General features: G+C 44.3%; 16 protein-coding genes. 12 read left to right on the top strand and 4 right to left on the bottom strand.

Going from position 1 to position 21,314, the window contains the following annotated elements:
* The first annotated feature begins 90 nt into the window (after positions 1–90).
* The 9 genes from CYJ98_RS01410 (at position 91) to CYJ98_RS01450 (ending at position 12,604) form a co-directional block, all read left to right on the top strand.
* Positions 91–2,448 carry a type VI secretion system Vgr family protein gene (locus CYJ98_RS01410; RefSeq protein WP_317870011.1) on the top strand — a complete coding sequence of 786 codons (2,358 nt, stop codon included), beginning with the start codon at positions 91–93 and terminating at the stop codon, positions 2,446–2,448.
* A 5-nt stretch (positions 2,449–2,453) separates the two neighbouring features.
* Positions 2,454–3,329, top strand: coding sequence for a hypothetical protein (locus tag CYJ98_RS01415; RefSeq protein WP_101756428.1), 876 nt, complete (start codon positions 2,454–2,456; stop codon positions 3,327–3,329).
* A gap of 41 nt (positions 3,330–3,370) precedes the next feature.
* Positions 3,371–3,841 (top strand): hypothetical protein, encoded by a 471-nt coding sequence (locus CYJ98_RS01420; protein WP_101756429.1) that lies wholly within the window; start codon positions 3,371–3,373, stop codon positions 3,839–3,841.
* Between the two features lie 70 nt (positions 3,842–3,911).
* Entirely contained in the window at positions 3,912–5,663 is a 1,752-nt protein-coding gene (locus CYJ98_RS01425; protein WP_101756430.1) for a T6SS phospholipase effector Tle1-like catalytic domain-containing protein, read from the top strand.
* Between the two features lie 266 nt (positions 5,664–5,929).
* Entirely contained in the window at positions 5,930–6,937 is a 1,008-nt protein-coding gene (locus tag CYJ98_RS01430; RefSeq protein ID WP_317870012.1) for an IS5 family transposase, read from the top strand.
* Positions 6,938–7,282: 345 nt separating this feature from the next.
* Positions 7,283–8,245 (top strand): hypothetical protein, encoded by a 963-nt coding sequence (locus tag CYJ98_RS01435; protein WP_101755006.1) that lies wholly within the window; start codon positions 7,283–7,285, stop codon positions 8,243–8,245.
* Positions 8,208–10,130: a T6SS phospholipase effector Tle1-like catalytic domain-containing protein gene (locus CYJ98_RS01440; RefSeq protein ID WP_143485303.1), complete on the top strand. Its 1,923-nt coding sequence runs from the start codon at positions 8,208–8,210 to the stop codon at positions 10,128–10,130. The genes CYJ98_RS01435 and CYJ98_RS01440 overlap by 38 nt, the downstream gene beginning before the upstream one ends.
* A gap of 414 nt (positions 10,131–10,544) precedes the next feature.
* Positions 10,545–11,477: an ABC transporter ATP-binding protein gene (locus CYJ98_RS01445; RefSeq protein WP_101755008.1), complete on the top strand. Its 933-nt coding sequence runs from the start codon at positions 10,545–10,547 to the stop codon at positions 11,475–11,477.
* Positions 11,474–12,604 carry a hypothetical protein gene (locus tag CYJ98_RS01450; protein WP_101755009.1) on the top strand — a complete coding sequence of 377 codons (1,131 nt, stop codon included), beginning with the start codon at positions 11,474–11,476 and terminating at the stop codon, positions 12,602–12,604. The genes CYJ98_RS01445 and CYJ98_RS01450 overlap by 4 nt, the downstream gene beginning before the upstream one ends.
* 129 nt (positions 12,605–12,733) lie before the next feature.
* Here the strand turns inward: CYJ98_RS01450 and pgmB are convergent, their stop codons facing one another.
* The 3 genes from pgmB to CYJ98_RS01465 form a co-directional block, all read right to left on the bottom strand.
* Positions 12,734–13,399 carry a beta-phosphoglucomutase gene (pgmB, locus tag CYJ98_RS01455; RefSeq protein WP_101755010.1) on the bottom strand — a complete coding sequence of 222 codons (666 nt, stop codon included), beginning with the start codon at positions 13,397–13,399 and terminating at the stop codon, positions 12,734–12,736.
* A gap of 12 nt (positions 13,400–13,411) precedes the next feature.
* The gene (locus CYJ98_RS01460) at positions 13,412–15,670 is read right to left on the bottom strand and encodes a glycoside hydrolase family 65 protein (protein WP_101755011.1); all 2,259 of its coding nucleotides are present in this window, start codon (positions 15,668–15,670) and stop codon (positions 13,412–13,414) included.
* 74 nt (positions 15,671–15,744) lie between these two features.
* Positions 15,745–17,097, bottom strand: a complete 1,353-nt coding sequence (locus tag CYJ98_RS01465) for an SLC45 family MFS transporter (protein WP_101755012.1) — start codon at positions 17,095–17,097, stop codon at positions 15,745–15,747.
* Between the two features lie 187 nt (positions 17,098–17,284).
* Between CYJ98_RS01465 and CYJ98_RS01470 the strand changes: the two genes are divergently transcribed.
* Both CYJ98_RS01470 and ettA read left to right on the top strand, forming a co-directional pair.
* The gene (locus tag CYJ98_RS01470; protein WP_210389879.1) at positions 17,285–17,422 is read left to right on the top strand and encodes a hypothetical protein; all 138 of its coding nucleotides are present in this window, start codon (positions 17,285–17,287) and stop codon (positions 17,420–17,422) included.
* 16 nt (positions 17,423–17,438) lie between these two features.
* Positions 17,439–19,115: an energy-dependent translational throttle protein EttA gene (ettA, locus tag CYJ98_RS01475; RefSeq protein WP_101755013.1), complete on the top strand. Its 1,677-nt coding sequence runs from the start codon at positions 17,439–17,441 to the stop codon at positions 19,113–19,115.
* A 65-nt stretch (positions 19,116–19,180) separates the two neighbouring features.
* Here ettA and CYJ98_RS01480 read toward each other — a convergent pair whose 3' ends face one another.
* Complete coding sequence (locus CYJ98_RS01480; protein ID WP_101755014.1) at positions 19,181–19,816, bottom strand: TetR family transcriptional regulator; 636 nt, start codon at positions 19,814–19,816, stop codon at positions 19,181–19,183.
* A 226-nt stretch (positions 19,817–20,042) separates the two neighbouring features.
* Here CYJ98_RS01480 and CYJ98_RS01485 point away from each other — a divergent pair, with 226 nt between their 5' ends.
* A complete protein-coding gene (locus CYJ98_RS01485) occupies positions 20,043–21,311 on the top strand; it encodes an efflux RND transporter periplasmic adaptor subunit (protein ID WP_101755015.1) in 1,269 nt (422 codons plus the stop codon).
* Positions 21,312–21,314 lie beyond the last annotated feature (3 nt).

Below are 21,314 nucleotides of genomic sequence, written 5' to 3' on the forward strand. Positions count from 1 at the left end.
GGCCTTTTTTCCATTTATCCCATTCGCTTTACCATCGGCATAATTCAAGTTAATATATCAAATTCATTGTTATTCTAAAATTGTCTCGTCATGACCGCCCGCCAATCCTACCACCTTACCTTTGCCCGTTTCTCCCCCTCACTTTCAGTTCGCTCTTTCAGCGCATCCGAAGCGGTCAATACCGCCTACCGTGTTGAAATCACCGCTACCTCGACCGATTCCACACTGCCGCTGTCTTCCTACCTCAACCAGCGCGCAGCATTTGAGATTCGTCCGCAGGAAGGCTTACTGTCGGAAGTGGCCGGGGCATTCGGGTCTGCTTCAGACGATCCCCCGGCGAAGCAATGGCAGGGCATTATCACCTCATGCGAGAAGTTGTCGGTTTCCAAGGATGAAACCGTTTACCGCTTTGTTTTAGAGCCGCGCTTCGCGGCTTTAAAACATTTCCAGACTTCCCGGCTGTTCCAATACCAAACCGTCCCCGACATCGTTGCCGCCGTCTTCAAACATCACGGCTTCTCCGGTGTCGACTACCGTTTCCAAAAGAGCCGCAACTACACCGTACGCGAGTATGTCACCCAATATCTCGAAAGCGACTTCGACTTTATCAACCGTCTGTGTGAAGAAGAAGGCATCTGGTATGCCTTCGAACAGCATGAACAACATGGCGACGTAGTCGTCTTCGGCGACAGTCCCGCACACTATTGGCGCAGCCAAGGCTTACCCGTTTCCTACCGACCCCATGCCGGATTGGAGAGTGTCGGTACCGAAGCACTCTTCAACTTAAGCATCCGCCACAACCCCATCGTCGAAGGCATACGCACGGCCGACTACAACTACCGCAGTGCCGATACCGACCTTTTTGCCGAAACCGACAACAAACAGTCCGAAGAATCAGCCGACAATACCGTCTTATTGGGCAAACAGCAGCACTGGGGCCTTCATCCCAAAACAACCGACGAAGCCCAAGTTCAGACGACCCTGTTGAACGAAGCCAACCTCTGCCGCCAAACCATCGCCAACGGTAGCGGCAACGTCGTCTCCATGGCACCGATGAAAGTGTTCCAAACCGATACTGCCTTCCCCGAAGCACCCGACGGCTGGCTGGTACTTTCCATGGAACACAGCGGCAGCCGAGATACCGCCTACAGCCATACCTTTACCACCATCCCCGCCCAACTCGCCTACCGTCCCGAACGCATCACCCCGCGTCCGCATATCGACGGTACCTTACCGGCACGGGTAACCGCGGCTGAGAACTGCACCTACGCCTATATAGACGATATGGGCCGTTACCGCGTCAAATTACCGTTTGATTTGGACGAATGGAGTCCGGGCGGGGAAAGCCGTCCCGTCCGACTGGCCAAACCCTATGCCGGTCCCGAATACGGCATCCACTTCCCCTTACACGAAGGCACCGAAGTGATGCTGTCCTTCGTACAGGGTAATCCCGACCGTCCGTATATCTCCGGCGTCATGCACGACAGTGCCCATACCGACCACATTCCTGCAGACTGGAACACAAGAAACGTCATCCGTACCTGGGCGAACAACAAACTCAGGATGGAAGACCTGCAGGGACAGGAACACATCAAACTCGCCACCGACTATCAGAAATCCCAACTCAACCTCGGCCACATCGTCGACTCAAACCGCAACAAACGCGGAGAGAATGGCGAAGGCTTCGAACTCAGAACCGACGGTTGGGGTGCCGTACGGGCAGGTAAGGGCATACTCGTCAGCGCACAAAACCAGGATGCCAACGGCAAAGTACTGGATATGGACGATGCCATCGCACAGATCGAACAGGCACTCTCCCTGGCCAAAAGCCTGAACAAAGCCGCCCAAACCGCCAACAACCACAACACCGATGAAGAAACCCAAAGAGGCCGTCTGAAAGACGCCCTTAAAGACCTGAAAGAGGCCGGTTTAATCCAAACCGCTCCCGCCGGCATTGCCACCGCAACAGAACAAAGCCAACTTCACACCGCCAATGAAAACATCCACCTGGTCAGCGGCAACCATACCGACATTACCGCCGGCCAAAGCCTGACCGCCCATGCGGCAGAGAGCGTTAACCTGTTTGCGCAAAGCAGCGGCATCAAGATGCAGGCCAATCAGGGCAAAGTGGAAGTGCAGGCACAGAATGACGAATTGCAGCTGAATGCCTTAAAGGACGCAACGTTAACCAGCAGCGCAGGGAAAATCACCATAGCGGCGAAGGAAGAGATACTGATTACCTGCAAGGGGGCGTATATCAAGTTGAGCAACGGGGAGGTCGAGATCGGGAGTCCGAAGGTGGTACGGGTGAGGGCGCCGATGGTGGTGAATGGGGCGAATAGTTTAGATAAGCCACTACCGGTATTTTTTAAAAATAAAATTTGTTTAGATTGTTTGAAACGGGCTGCACAATCGCGTAGTCCAATAGCAATTAATATTAAGGAATAACTCTAATGGGTATCCATTATCTCCAATCTCAGAATCAGCCAGATTTACAACAGGAAATCAAAAATTGGCTAGGTACTTTTTCAAAAGATTCATCCTTCTTGCTCATATTAGATGGCGCGGTACTTAACTATAGTGAATATTTAAAGTACCAAGATTTTAGCCTTACAAATTTATATAAAAATACTGATTTTGAAACAATGGGAAGTTATGGAATTCAGGTATTATATTTTAAACTGGATGAGTGTCAGGAGGAAGATCTTAATAGGGCTATTAAGTATTATGTTAAAATTAGTAATAGAAAACCAACTTTCAGTATAGTAAAATTAAATAATTCATTTAATATAGATTTTTGGTTATGGTTATTAGATATTTATATAGAAAATGATTCTCAACGTTATATTAATCGTTTTGCTGATACTCACACTTTGGCTAATTTTTATAAAATTCTAAATAATTTTCAGAGAAGTCATATTGGTAAATATATTGTTGAGTGGGGAATTAAAGATAGAGATGGAAACTGGAAAATTTTATTTTTTGATAATGAAAAAACTAATAAAGAAATCGAAACTGCCCTTATTCTATCAGAACAACAGGCTGATAATTTATTCGATCTAAGTGAAGTAGATATGATATATGCTGAATTAAGTAAAAATAGAGAACTAAAAATGCACTTCTCTCTTGCTTCTAAGATATATGAGCATATAAATATATTAATTAGAATAATTATTGAAACAAAGATAGAAAATTATATAGATAAGTTATTTTTTATTGAAAAGTTTATTGAATATTCTCCTGCTATTTTTGATAATAATGAAGTTAGAAGAAAATTGCCGTTAATATCTAGTAAAGATGATATAGAAAGTATTTTAAATTGGTCTTAAGTAAGCGATTTAGTTTATTGTGTTAAAAAGGATGATCTTAAGTGAAACAAAGAACTAAAGGATTATTAATTATAGTAGCTTGTATAATATCTATCTTGATCATTGGTTTATATTATAATAAGCCTTTAACTAAAACTTATTCAATGGAGGTATATAGTTATACGAAAGAGGCTGCTACGGTAATGTTAGGAGAGGCGGATGATAGAGTTATAATGGATGCATTGCCATATAATGGAGGAGGAGCAGTCGTTTGTTGTGTATCTATCAAGGTTGGTAAACCAGTTCCTGTAACATTAACTATTCTAAGAGAAGAACCAGATAAATGGGAGCATATAAATATGGAGGTTCCTATTGAATATGTTGGAGATAGTGAAGCTTATATACAGGCACATATTTTACCTGGGCATAAGGTTAGAGTTTTTGTCACAGGATATTCACGAATGCATCCTAAGCACCCTATGAATGCATATTATGAACATATTCTTGCTAAACAAGATACTTATGAAAAGTGAGAAGAATTGTAAAGTATGATTAGTCTATATGTATGATTAATTTCTTAATAGAGAATAGGATAAAAAAATAATGCAAGCATATTTAGCAAATAATGCACAAAAATGGAAACAAGATAATATTGAAAATAAAAATCATGAAGATGCTTTAAAAGAGTTGCTTAAATGTACTAACCCTCGGCAAACCTGTGCAAAGAACATCATGATCAGTATCTTTTTTGATGGCACAGGGAATCATAAGGAAAGAGATTTTTCTAAGGGGGCACATACTAATGTTGCGCGGCTACATGCATTACATAATTCTAAAGAAACAGAAGGCTTTTTCTCAATATATCTGCAAGGAGTTGGAACTCCTTTTAAAGAAATTGATGATGATGGTCCATTTGATTTATTACGTGGAGCTGCATTGGGACGAGGAGGTATGAGGCGAATAAATTACGCCTATGTTGAAATCATAAATCGCATTTCACGTTTTGTTGCGGGAGTGAATGTAGTAGAGTTTATGAAAGTTATGAATGAAGGGAAGAACAATATTAGACGCCACTCGAGCAGTACTATAAATACGGCCTATGGAGTAAGAAGTAAGGAAGAGTTTGATAAATTGAAAAAAGATTCTAAAAAATTCCTTGATCAGAATATAACAATTGACTTAGAGAATAATTTTTTAGATGCTAGGAATGCTTCTATTATAGTAGAAAGATTAAAGAAAACTATTGGGGATAAAAAGGCAAAATTAGGAACAATTAATTTGGCCGTATTTGGTTTCTCTCGCGGAGCGGCAGAAGCCCGTGCGTTTCTTAATCATTTTCAGTCAGTTTTTCCTAATAATAAAATTGGAGACTTCTTTGTAAATATCTATTTTGCAGGTCTTTTTGATACTGTATCTTCAGTGGGTCTAGTTGATATTTTTGATAGTAATACCAAGAGCTTGGATGGCTTCTATTCTTGGGCAAAAAAGGCAGAGGTGACACCTAAACATGTAAAAAAACTATATCATTTTGTTGCACTAAACGAAGTACGAGCTTGTTTTCCTTTAACTTCTCTTTCAGGCTTCCCTACACAATATGCTTATCCTGGAGCACATTCAGATATTGGAGGAGGGTATGGAGATTGCAAACGGTTTAATACTGGGGTCAATATGTATAATGGGACTCAAGGTAAATACGACATATCAATTATTCCAGGTAGGCATATGTACTTTTTGGCAAGAAAGGCTGGAGTACCTCTTTTGAATTTAAGTAAGGCAAAGAATCATCAGTCTTTTCTAGTAAGGGATGCAGCAGATGCTTATTTGGATACAAAATATGATTCAGCATTTGATAAATTTCTTTTAGAGATATCAAAAAATGGATTTCCTCAAGGAAAACCGCATAGTTTAATTGCACTTAGTAATCTCGCCCATATTGAATATTTGAAACATCGTGGTATCATCTTAAATGATTTCGAAACTCGTGACTTTTATAAGCATTGCTCCTCACGTGAGCAACAACAGCAATTATCAACAGTTAATAATCATATAAGAACACTTTTATTTAATCATAAAAGCGCATATGTTCGTGCAAAGACTGCAAACGATAGTATATGGAAAACAAGAAAATTTATATCAGAAGAAGTTTTTTTGAGTAATATAAATCCTTTACTTAATTTAGTGAGTGAGTATTCTAAGAAAAAACAACATGATTTAAAACCTAGTGAAGTAGTATTCCATAAATTTTTTAGTGACTACGTTCATGATTCTGTTGCTTCTTTTATTGGAATGGGAGTAAATGAAACAGTGGTTAATGGTATGGGTATTTTAAAATTTAGAAAAATCTATAATTATTAAGATGTTTTAATTTTTAGTTTATATAAAAATTCCTTTATGTCTTAATAAAAATATAACGTTTCCTGGGTATAGTAGATAGAATTTTCAGTATCGCTAATGTTTTATACTTGAATATTATAAATAATTTCTTAAAATATAAAAATATAAAATAGAAATTAATAGATTTCAATATATTTTGAAATATAAAATAGTCGTTTCAAGTTTAAACAGACGGATACCTTTGCAAAATCCCCTAAATTACCACTAAGACATTTAGGGGATTTTCCATGACCACCTTCTTCCAGCAAACCGCCCAAGCCATGATCGCCAAACACATCGACCGTTTCCCACTATTGAAGTTGGATCAGGTGATTGATTGGCAACCGATCGAACAATACCTGAATCGTCAAAAAACCCGTTACCTCCGAGACCACCGCGGCCGTCCTGCCTATCCCCTGTTGTCCATGTTCAAAGCCGTCCTGCTCGGACAATGGCACAGCCTCTCCGATCCCGAACTCGAACACAGCCTCATCACCCGCATCGATTTCAACCTGTTTTGCCGTTTTGACGAACTGAGCATTCCCGATTACAGCACCTTATGCCGCTACCGCAACTGGCTGGTGCAAGACGACACCCTGTCCGAATTGCTGGAACTGATCAACCGACAATTGACCGAAAAAGGCCTAAAAGTAGAGAAAGCATCCGCCGCCATCATTGACGCCACCATTATTCAGACCGCCGGCAGCAAACAGCGCCAGGCCATAGAAGTCGATGAAGAAGGACAAGTCAGCGGCCAAACCACACCGAGTAAAGACAGCGATGCCCGTTGGATAAAGAAAAACGGCCTCTACAAACTCGGTTACAAACAACATACCCGTACCGATGCGGAAGGCTATATCGAGAAACTGCACATTACCCCCGCCAATACCCATGAGTGCAAACACCTGTCGCCTTTGCTGGAAGGGATAGCCAAAGGTACGACCGTCTATGCCGATAAAGGCTATGACAGCAAGGAAAACCGGCAACATCTGAAAGAACATCGGTTGCTGGACGGCATTATGCGCAAAGCACACCGCAACCGTCCGCTGACGGAAGCCCAAACCAAACGTAACCGATATTTGTCGAAGACTCGTTATGTGGTCGAACAAAGCTTCGGTACGCTGCACCGTAAATTCCGCTATGCGCGGGCAGCCTATTTCGGACTGATTAAAGTGAGTGCGCAAAGCCATCTGAAGGCGATGTGTTTGAACCTTTTGAAAGCCGCCAACAGGCTAAGTGCGCCTGTTGCTGCCTAAAAGGCGGCCGGATGCCTGATTAATCAGGTATCTAAGGGGGATTAAGGGGGGATTTGGGTAGAATCAGTGGATATTTGAAATAAAAATAGCCGAAAACCTATGTTTAGGTTTCGGCTGTCGGGAAAAAGGAATTTTGCAAAGGTCTCAAGTGGAAATATTAAGTCTAAGCTGTGAAAAGATATCAATAATGAATTAGGAAAAGAAGATATTAGTTCCTCATTATTTTTAATAAATGAATTTATTAGCGATATTCTCAGTCATTACCAAATAAGTTGGAATAATAGAAGAATTTTTTTAGATAGATTTTAATATCAGAAATTGTTTAGAATATTTTAAAGGATAACAATGAACATTTATCTTTTTTCATTTGCTTTGTTTCATGTTTTTATTTTAATGCTTTTAATTTTGATTGTTATTGTAATCCTACCTAAATTTGCTCGTATTCGTAAAAAGTCTAGAATTTTTCTGGCTATACTCTTAATAGGTGGTGTACTGTTTTTTGTTCCTATTTTCTTCCTTGATACTTATAGCGCATCACTATCCGGGCCAAACGGAAGAACTGTGTGGGAGGATGGTTATCAAGAATTAAAGAATGTAGCTGTACAAGAAATTAAAAATAAAGAAAGTGTTAACGTATCAATTACCCCTATTAATTATTATGCGGATCGTTATATTAATTATAAATTATATAATATAAGTGATAAACCTTCTTCTAATATTTCAGCTTATGAGCCGTTAGAATTAAAAGGCTATTTTGCAGTTGATGCTGGGCATAATATTAAACCTTTGCAGATAGAAGGAAAAAAATGTTGTATACAAGTCTTTAAAGATAACAGTAAAAAAAATCATTTTTTATTAAAATGGGAAGAAAAAAAGGTTTCAGAAAATATCCCTAGTCAATATTATAGTCAAGAATTTATTCTATCTGATAATCTTCAGTATGATGATATATATATGGTTTTTTTAGAAGGTCATAGAACAGAATTAAGGATAAGAAGGAATAAGGAAGATCATTCATTGTCATATGATAATCCCCTAATGGTATGCTTGAGTCGACATAATAAGGCATTTTGTTATAAGAATTTACCACATTATGTTAATAATGATGACAATATTGCAAAACAAAATAGAATAAGATGCCGAGTATTGCAAAATATGAAAGAAAAAAACAATAAATATTATGATTTATGGACTTATCAAGACTGTTTAAACTGGCAGAAAGAATGTCTTAGTCAAAATTGGAAATGGAATGTAAGTAACAAAAAAATGTGTGAAATTAATTGGCGCTCGCCAGAGTATGGAGAATGAAATTGCAATTTTCAAATTTGCAGATAATTGTTCTAAGGACCCATTTGATTTGTCTAAAGAACAAATCAATATTATTAAATCTCGTAAAAAACTACAGCCGGGAGGTAAAGATAACAAAGGTCGAGCTTGCCCAACTTGTGCGAAGTATGCTCATATTGGGATTTTTTTTGATGGGACCAATAACAATAAATACTTTGATATAGCGAGTCAAAGTCATAATAATGTAGCAAGGTTATATGACATATTTCCTGGACAGGGTATTTTAACTCCAGAACAGATTAGGCAAACAGCAACGGTTTATTATGACAGTGAATGGGAAAATAGAGCTATTCCTGTATCACAAATGAAATTTGCTATTGATAAAGATCCAGAATATTTTCCTGAGGCTCTTGCATATCAAAGTATGTATCGAAAAATTTATATACCTGGGGTTGGTACGCCTTTTAGGCAAGTTGGAGATAATAATGCTGATAAAAATAGTAATCAAATGGGGGAGGCTTTAGCAAACCTTGGCGATGCACGTATTATCTGGGCAATGTTACAAGTGTTAAATCTTTTGATGGTAATGAGTGGTAATTCAGAAATCCCTGCAAATACACTGAATCTTATGGCGCGAAGAGTAGATGGAAGTAAAACAAAATTTCTCCAAGAGCTGTACCCTTACACTGATAGATTACAAAATAATAAGCAACCCAGAATTGAAGCAGTTAATCTTTATGTATTTGGTTTCTCTCGAGGGGCAACGGCTGCACGTTCATTTTGTACACGTATGAATACTTATTTGGCAGGACTAAGTATCAAATTTCGAATAAATATCAAATTTCTTGGTTTATTTGATACTGTTGCTTCGGTAGGAAGCGCGCGTTCATCTCGTTTACTGACTATATCTGGCGGAGAAGACGGTCATCATTCTTGGGCTGCAATGAATTTGATGTTTCCTTCGGGAATAGATAAAACAGTACATTTGGTTGCAGCCCATGAAGCGCGCGGATCGTTTCCAATTACGTCGATAGCAGGAATGAAAGGTGAAGAAATCGTTTTTCCTGGAGTGCATTCGGATGTGGGTGGTGGTTATGCTAAAACAGAACAGGGGAAATCTGTAAATGTAGATCCTGATACAGGCAAATTATCACAAATTCCCTTATCTGTTATGTATCGGAAAGCTATCATAGCAGGTGTCCCATTTTTGCTTCCTTCGGAATGTAAAAGTCAAGCAATTAAAAACATAATGAAAGTTGATCCTATTTTAATTAGGGATTTTAACAATTACCGTGAGAATACCGATATAAGTGGAAAAAACTTGAGAGATATGATCCGCAAACAGTATGCATTCTATATCCGCTGGCGGAAAATGCGGTATGGGATGCTAGAAAAAGTCATGAGTGCAAATTTGTCCAAAGTTGAAACCAAAAGGATGAAGAAAAGGGATATTGATGACTTGAGGGATGCAGAAAAAAGGTTGGAGCTGGAATTGCGATTTTTAAACGGCCTCCGAGATCATACGCTAGGATATTTCGCAAAGGAAAAATTGAGCGGTGAAAATGCATTATTAGGAGGAACCATCCAGATGAAGGAAAAGATCGAGCAGTGGGAAAAAGAAGGTATCAAAGAAATTTGGAACGACAAAGCACCTCCGCAGGCGGCCATCAAAATGTTTGAGCAGTATGTACATGATTCTATCGGTTGGTTTAGAGTGGAGCCTGCCACATCGTGGGGGTATCTGAGATGGCGGACGGTACTGCCATTGTCGCATATTGAAAGAGCCGAAGCAGAAGCAATGAAACAGGCACAAAAAGAGAAAGACCAACGAATAAAAAATATGCAGAATAATTTTCCGAATAATGTGAATGTAAACGATATTATTCGTCAAGCAACTTTCAACTAAATCAATGTAGAATTAAAAAGATAAGAGTAGTAGAGGTCGAAACCTTTTTAAATACTCTCTTCAATTAACAGCAGAACCACAAACATAGGTTTCGGCTGTTTCCGTTACACATTTCCCTCTTTTATTTTCTTTAGATACCTGATAATCGGGTATCTAAACTACCTTCCAGACGACAACAGAGGGAAACGGTCGATGTATTTGGCAATCATGGCTTGGGCGGTTTGCTGAAAGAAGGTGGTCATGGAAAATCCCCTAAATGTCTTGGGGGGAATTTAGGGAAATTTTACAAAGGTCTAGGTCTTTTTATAATTTTGATGCTATCTAGAAAATATTTTTGGTGGCATTCAATGTTATGATGATGCATTATTGAATATGTCAGCGGCTATAAGACCGTCTGAAATATAAGGACAACTGATGATAAACATTGAAAATCTGTATTTTCATTACGATGAACAGCAAGTGCTGCATGATATCTCGGTACAGCTTCCTCAAGGCAGTATTACAGGGCTAATTGGGCCGAATGGCGCGGGCAAATCGACGCTGATGCGATGTATGGCTGGTTTGGAGAATCCAAGTAGTGGGAAGGTTCTTTTAGATGGGCAACCTGTTTTAGAAAATCCTCGAGAGAGTTATGCCAAATTAGGCTATTTGCCTGATATTTTTGGATTGCCGCAGGATCTTACTGTTTTGGAATGTTTGACTTATGCTGCCAGTTCGCGCGGGGTTCCAGAGAAAAATTTGCCTGAAATTTTGAGTGAAACTGTCCAACTTTTGGGTTTGGAGGATAAGCTTGGTAGTTTTATCAGTGAGCTTTCGCGAGGTCAAAAGCAACGCGTAGGTATTGGGCAGGTCATTATTCACAAGCCGAAATTTTTATTGTTGGATGAACCTGCTAGCGGCCTGGATCCTGAAGCACGGCATGAGTTGTCGTTATTGCTGCTTAAATTGCAGAAGGAAGGTATGACGATATTGGTATCCAGCCACATTTTGTCTGAATTGGACGAATATTGCAGTCATATGCTTGTTATTAAGCAAGGCAGAATTCAGGCGTTCCAGGCGTTGCAGGATGAAAATACTGATCGTCAAACTGTGCGCCTGTGTTTTGCAACTGAGGAAATCAGTGGTGCGGCAGGTGTATTGCAAGGATTGGATTACGTTTATGATGTAAAAGTAGATGATTCTGCATTGTTGGTATTAATTGATTCAGGCGATGAGGCACGTGTACGGCTTATCCGTGATGTTGTGTTGAGGGATTTGGCGTTGAGTGGGGCTGATATTGTGAAAACTACTTTGCTGCAAAGTTATCAAAACAGTTTGCAGGTCAAAAAACAGGGAGAGGCTGCATGAATCGTATCAAACCGCCAAAAATCATGGTAAACGCAGAGTTCCAACGATTGCTATGGTTGAATTTAAACTGGGGTATGGCTGCCGGTATATTTATTTTGTATGGACTGTTTGCTATAACCAAACGAGAAGGTACTGAATGGTCAGAGTATTTAATCATAACGAGTGGGTTTGGTTTGGCTCTGTCAGCTTTGGCCGGTTATATTTTGATAGAAAGGAGTTTTAAACAAGATATATCTTCCAATGCATTTGACCAGTTACGAATGTCTTCTTTATCGGCATGGCAAATGGCTTATTCACGAGTTTTGGCTGCGCCCATTTTGGCATGGGTGGGGTTTGCGATAGGATGGTTGGTATTGGGTTTGGGAGTACTACTCGATAGTGGAGAAACTCCTCAATTACTGTATTCCTTTGCAACTATCCCATTTACTGCATGGACGGTTGCCTGTTTGATCGTTGTCAACGCGTTACAGTTTGGGCGCGGTCCACGGCAATATACAGGCTCAATACTGCAGCTAATCCTACTGTATATCGTATGCATGGTTTTCTTCTCTGATTTTTCAAGCGAAGCATCAGAGGCATTTTACTCTGAGGGAAATCGTAGCGAATTTCACAGTGCCCTTATGAATTATGATATTACAAACATGCCTTTGGAACTTTTAATTTCAGCAGGCATGGGTGCAGTTTTCTCAGCGATAGCAGTATATGCCGCTATGGCATGGAAACTTTACTTGCAATCTCCAAGGCGCGTGTTCCTGATTTTGACAGTTTTATCGCCTATTTTATATTGGTGGGCTTTAGCAGATAAAAATGTATTTTGGTGGATGGCATCCGTCAATTATTCAGGTTTGGCTTTAGTTTCTTTGGTTGTACAGGATTTTCGGTTTCAATCGTTAAGTAAGAAAGCTCGATGGTATGACATCCCTGCCTGGTGGGTATTGTTGCCCCTGGCGATCATATCCTCGTTTATGTTGGCTGGTGGTGTACTGTTGATACCGTTTATACAAATCGGTTGTTTGGTTTGTATACTATTAATTTGCTGCAATATGAGAGCAACTCGCTTTAATAGTATTACACTGGGGTTATCTGTGTTTTTGTTGGCCCGTTCGCTGTGGGCACTTGCATTTTAGAAATACTGACAAGAGCTTTGCAAAATTCTCTAAGTATCTTGGTAGAAGTTTAGGGGATTGTAGAAAGATCTTAGGCCGTCTGAAAACCTGATTCAGGTTTTCAGACGGCCTTTTTACTTCCTTAGAATTTTATCTGCCCGACTGTTCCCACACGTTTTGCAAGTAGGCGTAGGTCAGCTCGGCGGTATCGGACACCAGCGCGATGTCGCTGCCCAAGTCTTCGGCTTTGCCCACGCCGATGGGTAAGGCGTCGGCGGCTTTGATGGCGGCGACGCCGGCTGCGGCGTCTTCAATGCCGATGCAGCGGCGGATGTCCGCGCCCACGCCCTCGGCGGCGGCGAGGAAGATGTCGGGGGCGGGTTTGGAATGCGCGACGGCGGCAGGGTCGGCAATGGCGTCGAAGAAGTGGGTCAGCCCCATGCGTTCGAGCAGGAACGGGCCGTTTTTACTGGCGGACGCGAGGGCGATTTTTTTGCCGTTTGCTTTCAATGTTTCCAGCAGGGGCAAAATGCCGGGGTATACGTCTTCGGGTTTGACTGCCTGAATCATCTCGACGTAGTTGTCGTTTTTACGGCGGGTCAGTTCGGCAAACTCGACTTCGCTGACGGTTTTGCCGCCGTGCGCGAGGATGCGTTTGAGCGAATCGTCGCGCGATACGCCTTTGAGCTGCTCGTTAAACTTGCGGTCGATGCTGATGCCCAGTTCTTCGGCAAGCTTTTTCCATGCGCGGTAGTGGTATTCGGCGGTGTCGGTAATGACGCCGTCGAGGTCAAATAGGACTGCGGTAAAAGTCATTTTGTGCCCTCCTTATTTTTCCAACGCGACAGTGTGGCTGCCGTTGAGCGTGATGTCTTTACCGTACACCTGCAAATCTAGCGGCTCGCCTTTGAGCAGGGTGAAGACGACGTTTTCTTTGCCGACGGCGACTTTAATCAGACGGCCTCGGTAGTTGATATGGAAGGCGTAGCCGGTCCATGCGCTCGGCAGGAACGGTGCAAAGCTGAGTTTGCCGCCCCAGGTTTTCATTTGGGCGAAACCTTGGACGATGGCGAGCCACGATCCGGTCATAGAAGTAATGTGCAGGCCGTCTTCGGTGTCGTTGTTGTAGTTGTCCAAGTCCAGTCGGGCGGTGCGCTGGTACATTTCCACGGCTTTTTCTTCTTTGCCCAGTTCGGCGGCGAGGATGGCGTGGATACAAGGCGACAGCGAGCTTTCGTGCACGGTCATCGGTTCGTAGAAGTCGAAGTTGCGGCGTTTTTCGTCGATATTGAAACGGTCGCCGAAGAAGTAGATGCCTTGCAATACGTCCGCCTGTTTGATGAAGGGCGAACGCAGGATTTTGTCCCACGACCATTTCTGGTTGAGCGGCAAATCGTCAGGCGAAAGCGCGGACACGGGGCGGATGTCTTTGTCGAGGAAGCCGTCGTGCTGCACGAATACGCCGAGTTCTTCGTCATGCGGACGGTACATATTCGCGCTGATGTCTGCCCATTTTTCCAACTCGGCGGCACTCACGTTCAAATCCGGACGCGGGTATTTCGCTAGGGCTTCGCGGGTGTAGTCCAATACCCATGCAGCGAGGGTGTTGGTGTACCAGTTGTTGTTGATGTTGTTTTCGTATTCGTTCGGGCCGGTTACGCCGTGAATCATGTATTTGCCGTTGCGTTTGGAGAAGTGGACGCGGTCCGCCCAGAAGCGGGATACTTCGACCAAGACTTCCAAGCCTTCTTTGGCAAGATAGCTTTCGTCGCCGGTGTAGTTGGTGTAGTTGTAGATGGCGTAAGGAATCGCGCCGTTGCGGTGGATTTCCTCGAAGGTGATTTCCCATTCGTTGTGGCACTCAATGCCCGTAAACGTCACCATCGGATAGAGTGCGCCCGCCAAGCCTTGTTCGCGCGCGTTATGTTGCGCCTGCGGCAGTTGGTTGCGGCGGTATTGCAGTAGGTTGCGGGTAACTTCGGGTTCTGCCAGTGCGAGGTAGAGCGGCACGGCGTAGGCTTCGGTATCCCAATAGGTTGCGCCGCCGTATTTTTCGCCGGTAAAGCCTTTGGGGCCGATGTTCAGTCGCGCGTCTTCGCCGTAGTAGGTGGAGAACAGTTGGAACAGGTTGAAGCGGATGCCCTGCTGTGCTTCGTCGCTGCCTTCGATGACCACGTCGGCGATTTCCCAACGGTGCAGCCAGCCTGCTTTGTGCGCGTCCAGCAAGTTTTCAAACGCAACGCCTGCGATTTTTTCCGATAAGGCGCGACCGGCGGCTTTCACTGCTTCCAAGCCCTGATAATCGCGGCTGGTGGTAATAATCACGCGTTTTTCAAAGGTTTCGGGCGTGCCGCCGACTTCGGCTTCAAAAGAATTGGAGACCTGCCAGTCGGTTTGGCTGCCGTCGAGGGCTTTGAAGCCGCCGGCGAAGGTTTGCTCGGCGTTGACGATGAATTGTTCCACGCCGAAAGGATTGGCGACGGTTTGGGTGGCAATGTATGAGCGGTCGTCTGAAACGCCTTTGTCCAATACCTGCCAGAATTTTTCTTCGTAGTTGGAGTCTTCGTTTTTCACGTCGGCGTCGATGATGGAATCGATGCGGACTTGGTGGGTTTTGCCGTCAACGGATACGGCTTCCCAGCGGATAACCGCCAGCTCTTTTTGCGCGACGGACAGGAATTTGCACACATCGAAACGCACGCCGAACACGGTGAACGAGCGGCGCAACACGCCGTGCTGCATATCGAGTTCGACGGAGAAGCCGGTAACGTCGTTTTTCGCCAAGTCCACTTCCTGCCCGTCAATAAAGATTTTGACTTTGCTGAAATTGAGCGCATTGATGGCTTTGCCGAAATATTTGGGATAGCCGTTTTTCCACCAGCCGACACGGGTTTTGTCGGGGAACCACACGCCGGCGATGTAGGTGCCCAAGTGGCTGTCGGCGGAGTAGGTTTCCTCAAAGCTGCCGCGCATACCCATATAGCCGTTGCCCAAGCTGGTCAGGCTCTCTTGCAGCCGTTTGTGTTCTTTTTCCAGTTTTGCCGAACGCAGCGTCCAAGGGCTGATTTCCATGATTCTTGTGTACATTTATGAAGCTCCTGTTATTAAAATTGTAAGTTCGGCAAAGGTTTCAGATGGCCTTTGCCGATGGTATTGATGGATTATTCGCCGTGGGTCTCTTTAATCAGACATACTGAGAAGGCTCCAAGCAGCAAGACTGCGCCTGCAACCAAGAACATGGTTGCCTGATGGCTGCCCAGCATAGGGAAGAGGATAAAGCTCAGCAGAGAGGCGACGATCTGAGGCATACAGATAGAGCCGTTAAACAGACCCAAATAAGTACCCATGTGTTTGCCTGAGAGGGCATTGGTTACAATCGTCAAAGGATAGGTAATGATGCCTGCCCACGCGATGCCGATTAAGGTATAAGACAACACCAAGGCGTATTGATTGCTGATGAAGAAAACGGAGAAGAAACCGAGCGCACCCAAAGCCAAGCAACCGAAATAACCGACTTTATGGTATTGATTCGGTACTTTTGCCAGAATAAACGAGCAGATAACGGCAGCAATGGATTGTACCGCCGCCAAAACGCCGTACCAGTTGCCTGCTTCTTGGTAGCCTACGGAAGAGGCATCGGTTGTCTGCCAAACGTTTTCTGCAATCGCGCCTGCCGAGTAAGTCCACATATATTGGAAGGCGAACCAGCAGAAGAATTGCACCAAAGTGACCGTCCAAAACGCTTTAGGTGCGGTTTTTAAGAGTTCAAACCAGTTGGCTTTTTCCTGATTCGCAGCGACGTCGATGCCGTGGTAGCGGGCGTAGGTTTCCGGATCATATTCTTTGACTTTGAAGATGGTGAACGCACTGGTAATAATCAGTAAGGCTGCACCCACATAGAATGCTACGACTACGGTTTGCGGAATAACGCCTTTTTCTGCCGTGTTTTCCAAACCGATATAGGCAAAGACGAATGGCAAGATGGCGGCGACGACAGCACCTGTATTGGCTAAGAAACTTTGAATGCCGTAGGCGTAGCTTTTCTGCTCCTCGTTGACCATGTCGCCGACCATCATTTTAAACGGCTGCATTGCCATATTGGAGGATACGTCCAACAGCGCAATCATCAGTGCGCCAAATGACAAAGCCGCCAAGGAAGCGTAGCCAAAACCGAAGCTGCCCGAGTTCGGCATCAGAATCATGACGATAACCGCAATCAGCGTACCGTAAAGTAGATAGGGCAGACGACGACCGCCCAAGCGCGGCATCCAAGTGCGGTCTGAGTAGTAGCCCACAATCGGCTGAACCAACATACCGGCCAATGGGGGCAGAATGAAAAACCAGCCCAAACTGTGCGGGTCAGCGCCTAAAGTTTGAAAAATTCGGCTCATTTGTGAGCTTTGCAGGGTAAAGGCCGTCTGAACGCCGAGATAGCCGAAGCTCAGCATCCAAATCGTACTTTTTGCCAGTGACGGCAAACCTTGTTTTGCTGTTTTTTGCGTATGTTCTGACATGAGGTAAATCCTTATTTTAAAAGTATTTGTATTGGGAAATCTGAAATTGTTTTTAGCGCGGTGTTTCTTTGTCGTTATTATTTGTTTATGTACTTTCAAGGATATAGGCGCATTTTATGGAGCGTATCGAATATTGGCAACGTTTGTTCAAAGATAAACTGGCTTAAATCAAATTTTTTACGGTTTCGTGTTGAAAATTTTGGAGAATGAAAGCATTGGTTCGGCTTTGCTGCATATTGTGATGCTGATTTCTATTTTCAGACGGCATTTGAACAAGCAAGTATTTGAGCAATCGGTTAAAATGGGCCGTCTGAAATTTGTTTGACGGAAACGAGAAAACTATGTCCCAACAATACGTCTATTCTATGCTGCGCGTGAGTAAGGTTGTGCCGCCGCAAAAAACCATTATTAAAGACATTTCCCTTTCATTTTTCCCTGGTGCAAAAATTGGTTTGCTCGGTTTGAACGGTGCGGGTAAATCTACTGTACTGCGGATTATGGCTGGTGTGGATAAGGAATTTGAGGGCGAAGCCGTGCCGATGGGCGGCATTAAAATCGGCTACCTGCCGCAAGAGCCTGAGCTTGATCCTGAAAAAACCGTGCGCGAGGAAGTGGAAAGCGGTTTGGGCGAAGTAGCTGCGGCGCAGAAACGCTTGGAAGAAGTGTATGCCGAGTACGCCAATCCTGATGCGGATTTTGACGCGTTAGCGGAAGAACAGGGCCGCTTGGAAGCGATTATTGCGGCTGGTTCGTCCACGGGCGGCGGTGCGGAACACGAATTGGACATCGCTGCCGACGCGCTGCGTCTGCCTGATTGGGATGCCAAAATCGGCAATCTGTCCGGTGGTGAGAAACGCCGCGTCGCTTTGTGCAAACTCTTGTTGAGCAAGCCCGATATGCTTTTGCTGGACGAGCCGACCAACCACTTGGATGCGGAATCGGTCGAATGGCTGGAGCAATTCTTGGTGCGCTTCCCCGGTACAGTCGTTGCGGTAACGCATGACCGCTACTTCTTGGACAATGCCGCCGAATGGATTTTGGAACTCGACCGCGGACACGGTATCCCGTGGAAAGGCAATTACTCGTCTTGGCTGGAGCAGAAAGAAAAACGCTTGGAAAACGAGGCGAAATCCGAAGCCGCGCGCGTGAAAGCGATGAAGCAGGAATTGGAATGGGTGCGCCAAAATGCCAAAGGCCGTCAAGCCAAGTCCAAAGCGCGTTTGGCGCGTTTTGAAGAAATGAGTAACTACGAATACCAAAAACGCAATGAAACGCAGGAAATCTTCATTCCCGTCGCCGAGCGTTTGGGTAACGAAGTGATTGAATTTGTGAACGTTTCCAAATCGTTTGGCGATAAAGTGTTGATTGACGATTTGAGCTTCAAAGTGCCTGCGGGCGCGATTGTCGGCATCATCGGCCCGAACGGTGCGGGTAAATCGACGCTGTTCAAAATGATTGCGGGCAAAGAGCAGCCCGATTCCGGCGAAGTGAAAATCGGGCAAACTGTGAAAATGAGCCTGATTGATCAAAGCCGCGAAGGTTTGCAAAACGACAAAACCGTGTTCGACAACATCGCCGAAGGTCGCGATATTTTGCAGGTCGGACAGTTTGAAATTCCCGCCCGCCAATATTTGGGACGTTTCAACTTCAAAGGCAGCGACCAAAGCAAAATCGCAGGTCAATTGTCAGGCGGCGAACGCGGACGTTTGCACTTAGCAAAAACCTTATTGAGCGGCGGCAATGTGTTGCTGCTGGACGAACCGTCCAACGACCTCGACGTGGAAACCTTGCGCGCGTTGGAAGACGCATTGCTGGAATTTGCCGGCAGCGTAATGGTGATTTCGCACGACCGCTGGTTCCTCGACCGTATCGCTACGCATATTTTGGCTTGTGAAGGCGACTCTAAATGGGTGTTCTTCGACGGCAACTATCAGGAATACGAAGCCGACAAGAAACGCCGTTTGGGCGAAGAGGGTGCCAAACCGAAACGTATCCGTTACAAACCGGTAACACGTTAATTAGGTTTGAACCAAAAGGCCGTCTGAAACTTTTAATGTTTCAGACGGCCTTTTATTTTTGATGTTTATGATTGTTTTCTTAATTGCGGATGGTTTTCCAATGTATTAATGATGATTTCAATCATGCGTGGGGCAGTTTGTGCCAAATCGAAGCCTTGACCTGAAGAAAGCCAGCGCCAAATCAAGCCGTCTAATGAAGACTTGATGAAGATGACTGCCATATCGATATCTAAATTATCCGCCAACGCTTTTTGTTGTACTGCATCAGTCAGGACAGCAACGTTTTTTTCACGCCATAGTGATTGGTGTTTTTTAGCGATGGCAATAACCGCCTTGTTTTGCTCGGTGTGTTCGCATTTTAAAAACAAAATGCTGTGGAATTTATAGTGAAGCTCGTTGTGTTGCAGGCGCTCGAAAAAACGGGTCAGGGTCAGTCGGAAGCTTGACCAAGCCTGTTCGTTATTGTTGTTCGAGTCTTCTTTCATGCAGCTTTCGATGTCGTCGCAAATCCGTTGAAACAAGGCGTCAAACAAATCTTCTTTGTTTTTGAAATGCCAATACAGCGCGCCGCGCGTTACGCCTGCGGCTTGGGCAATTTCGTTAAGCGAGGTGCGGGCAATGCCTTTCTGATAAAACGTATCCAATGCGGCAAGCATGAGATATTCTTTGGTTTTTAAGGCTTCGGTTTTGGTTCTTCTCATAGTTGTTTTGTAGGAAATGTAAATTTATGGTTCGGATTATAAAAAATTACTTCTGAACATGCAAGAATGTATGTATAATTCAATTTAATATTATATAGTGTTTCTCAACACTATATAATCAGCCTGTTTTTCACAAAAGCAGGCAATTTCTGCTTATGAAATATGAAATTAAAGTAATCAATTTTTAATTAGTCAAACCCTTATTTATCATAGAGATAGGAAAATTATGGCTCTTTATGCTTCTAAAATGATGCGTGTCGCGGCGATTGCGGCGGCTACTGCATTGGCGCTTTCTGCTTGCGGCAAAGGCGATGAGAAGGCAGCCGGCCAACAGGCGCAAGGCAGTCAGCAACAGCAAAAACAACCTGCGCCTGAAGTTCGCGTGGTCACTGTACATCCGGAAACCGTTGCGTTGACAACCGAGTTGCCGGGCCGTCTGGAATCATTGCGTACTGCGGAAGTTCGCGCCCAAGTCGGCGGTATTCTGCAAAAACGCCTGTTCCAAGAGGGCAGCTATGTGCAAGCCGGTCAGCCTTTGTACCAAATCGACAGCTCAACTTATGAAGCAAATTTAGAAAGCGCACGCGCCCAGTTGGCGAGTGCGCAAGCGACTTTGGCCAAAGCGAACGCCGACCTGGCCCGCTACAAACCGCTGGTTGCCGCCGATGCCATCAGCCAACAAGAATATGATGCGGCCGTAACGGCCAAGCGTTCAGCAGAGGCAAGCGTCAAATCCGCTCAAGCAGCCATCAAATCTGCCGGTATCAGCCTGAACCGATCCCGTATTACTGCGCCGATTTCCGGCTTTATCGGTCAATCTAAAGTTTCTGAAGGTACGCTGCTGAATTCCGGTGATACTACTGTTTTAGCTACGATCCAACAAACCAATCCGATGTATGTCAATGTTACCCAGTCTGCGAGTGAGGTCATGAAACTGCGTCAACAGGTTGCCGAAGGCAAATTGTTGGCGGCAAACGGCGCGATTGCAGTAGACATCAAATTTGATGACGGTACGGTTTATCCTGAAAAAGGCCGTCTGCTGTTTGCAGATCCGACTGTCAACGAAACGACCGGTCAAATTACCTTGCGCGCCGCCATTCCTAACGACAGAAATATCTTGATGCCGGGCTTGTATGTGCGCGTGTTGATGGAGCAAGTGGCAGTGGATAATGCATTTGTGGTACCGCAACAAGCAGTTACCCGCGGTTCGCAAGATACTGTGATGGTGGTGAATGACAAGAGCGAAATGGAAGCGCGTGTCGTGACCGTAGCCCAACAGCAAGGTACCAATTGGGTTATTACAGACGGCCTGAAAGACGGCGACAAAGTGATTGTTGAAGGCATCAGTATCGCCGCTATGTCGGGTGCTAAACAGGTAACGCCGAAAGAATGGACGCCGCCTGCAAACGCTGCGGCAGCAACACCAGCAGTTTCAGACGGCAAGGCTGCATCCGAGACCAAGCCTGAAGCTAAAGCTGCATCTGAAGCCAAATAAGGA

The sequence above is a fragment of the Neisseria perflava genome (assembly GCF_002863305.2).
In the GTDB taxonomy this organism is placed as follows: Bacteria; Pseudomonadota; Gammaproteobacteria; order Burkholderiales; family Neisseriaceae; genus Neisseria; species Neisseria perflava_A.

What these genes read in the sequence shown, in the direction of transcription:
- CYJ98_RS01410 (WP_317870011.1), top strand. Translation starts at nt 91, where the DNA reads ATGACCGCCCGCCAATCCTACCACCTTACCTTTGCCCGTTTCTCCCCC.
- CYJ98_RS01415 (WP_101756428.1), top strand. Translation starts at nt 2,454, where the DNA reads ATGGGTATCCATTATCTCCAATCTCAGAATCAGCCAGATTTACAACAG.
- CYJ98_RS01425 (WP_101756430.1), top strand. Translation starts at nt 3,912, where the DNA reads ATGCAAGCATATTTAGCAAATAATGCACAAAAATGGAAACAAGATAAT.
- CYJ98_RS01430 (WP_317870012.1), top strand. Translation starts at nt 5,930, where the DNA reads ATGACCACCTTCTTCCAGCAAACCGCCCAAGCCATGATCGCCAAACAC.
- CYJ98_RS01435 (WP_101755006.1), top strand. Translation starts at nt 7,283, where the DNA reads ATGAACATTTATCTTTTTTCATTTGCTTTGTTTCATGTTTTTATTTTA.
- CYJ98_RS01445 (WP_101755008.1), top strand. Translation starts at nt 10,545, where the DNA reads ATGATAAACATTGAAAATCTGTATTTTCATTACGATGAACAGCAAGTG.
- CYJ98_RS01450 (WP_101755009.1), top strand. Translation starts at nt 11,474, where the DNA reads ATGAATCGTATCAAACCGCCAAAAATCATGGTAAACGCAGAGTTCCAA.
- pgmB (WP_101755010.1), bottom strand. Translation starts at nt 13,399, where the DNA reads ATGACTTTTACCGCAGTCCTATTTGACCTCGACGGCGTCATTACCGAC.
- CYJ98_RS01460 (WP_101755011.1), bottom strand. Translation starts at nt 15,670, where the DNA reads ATGTACACAAGAATCATGGAAATCAGCCCTTGGACGCTGCGTTCGGCA.
- CYJ98_RS01465 (WP_101755012.1), bottom strand. Translation starts at nt 17,097, where the DNA reads ATGTCAGAACATACGCAAAAAACAGCAAAACAAGGTTTGCCGTCACTG.
- ettA (WP_101755013.1), top strand. Translation starts at nt 17,439, where the DNA reads ATGTCCCAACAATACGTCTATTCTATGCTGCGCGTGAGTAAGGTTGTG.
- CYJ98_RS01480 (WP_101755014.1), bottom strand. Translation starts at nt 19,816, where the DNA reads ATGAGAAGAACCAAAACCGAAGCCTTAAAAACCAAAGAATATCTCATG.
- CYJ98_RS01485 (WP_101755015.1), top strand. Translation starts at nt 20,043, where the DNA reads ATGGCTCTTTATGCTTCTAAAATGATGCGTGTCGCGGCGATTGCGGCG.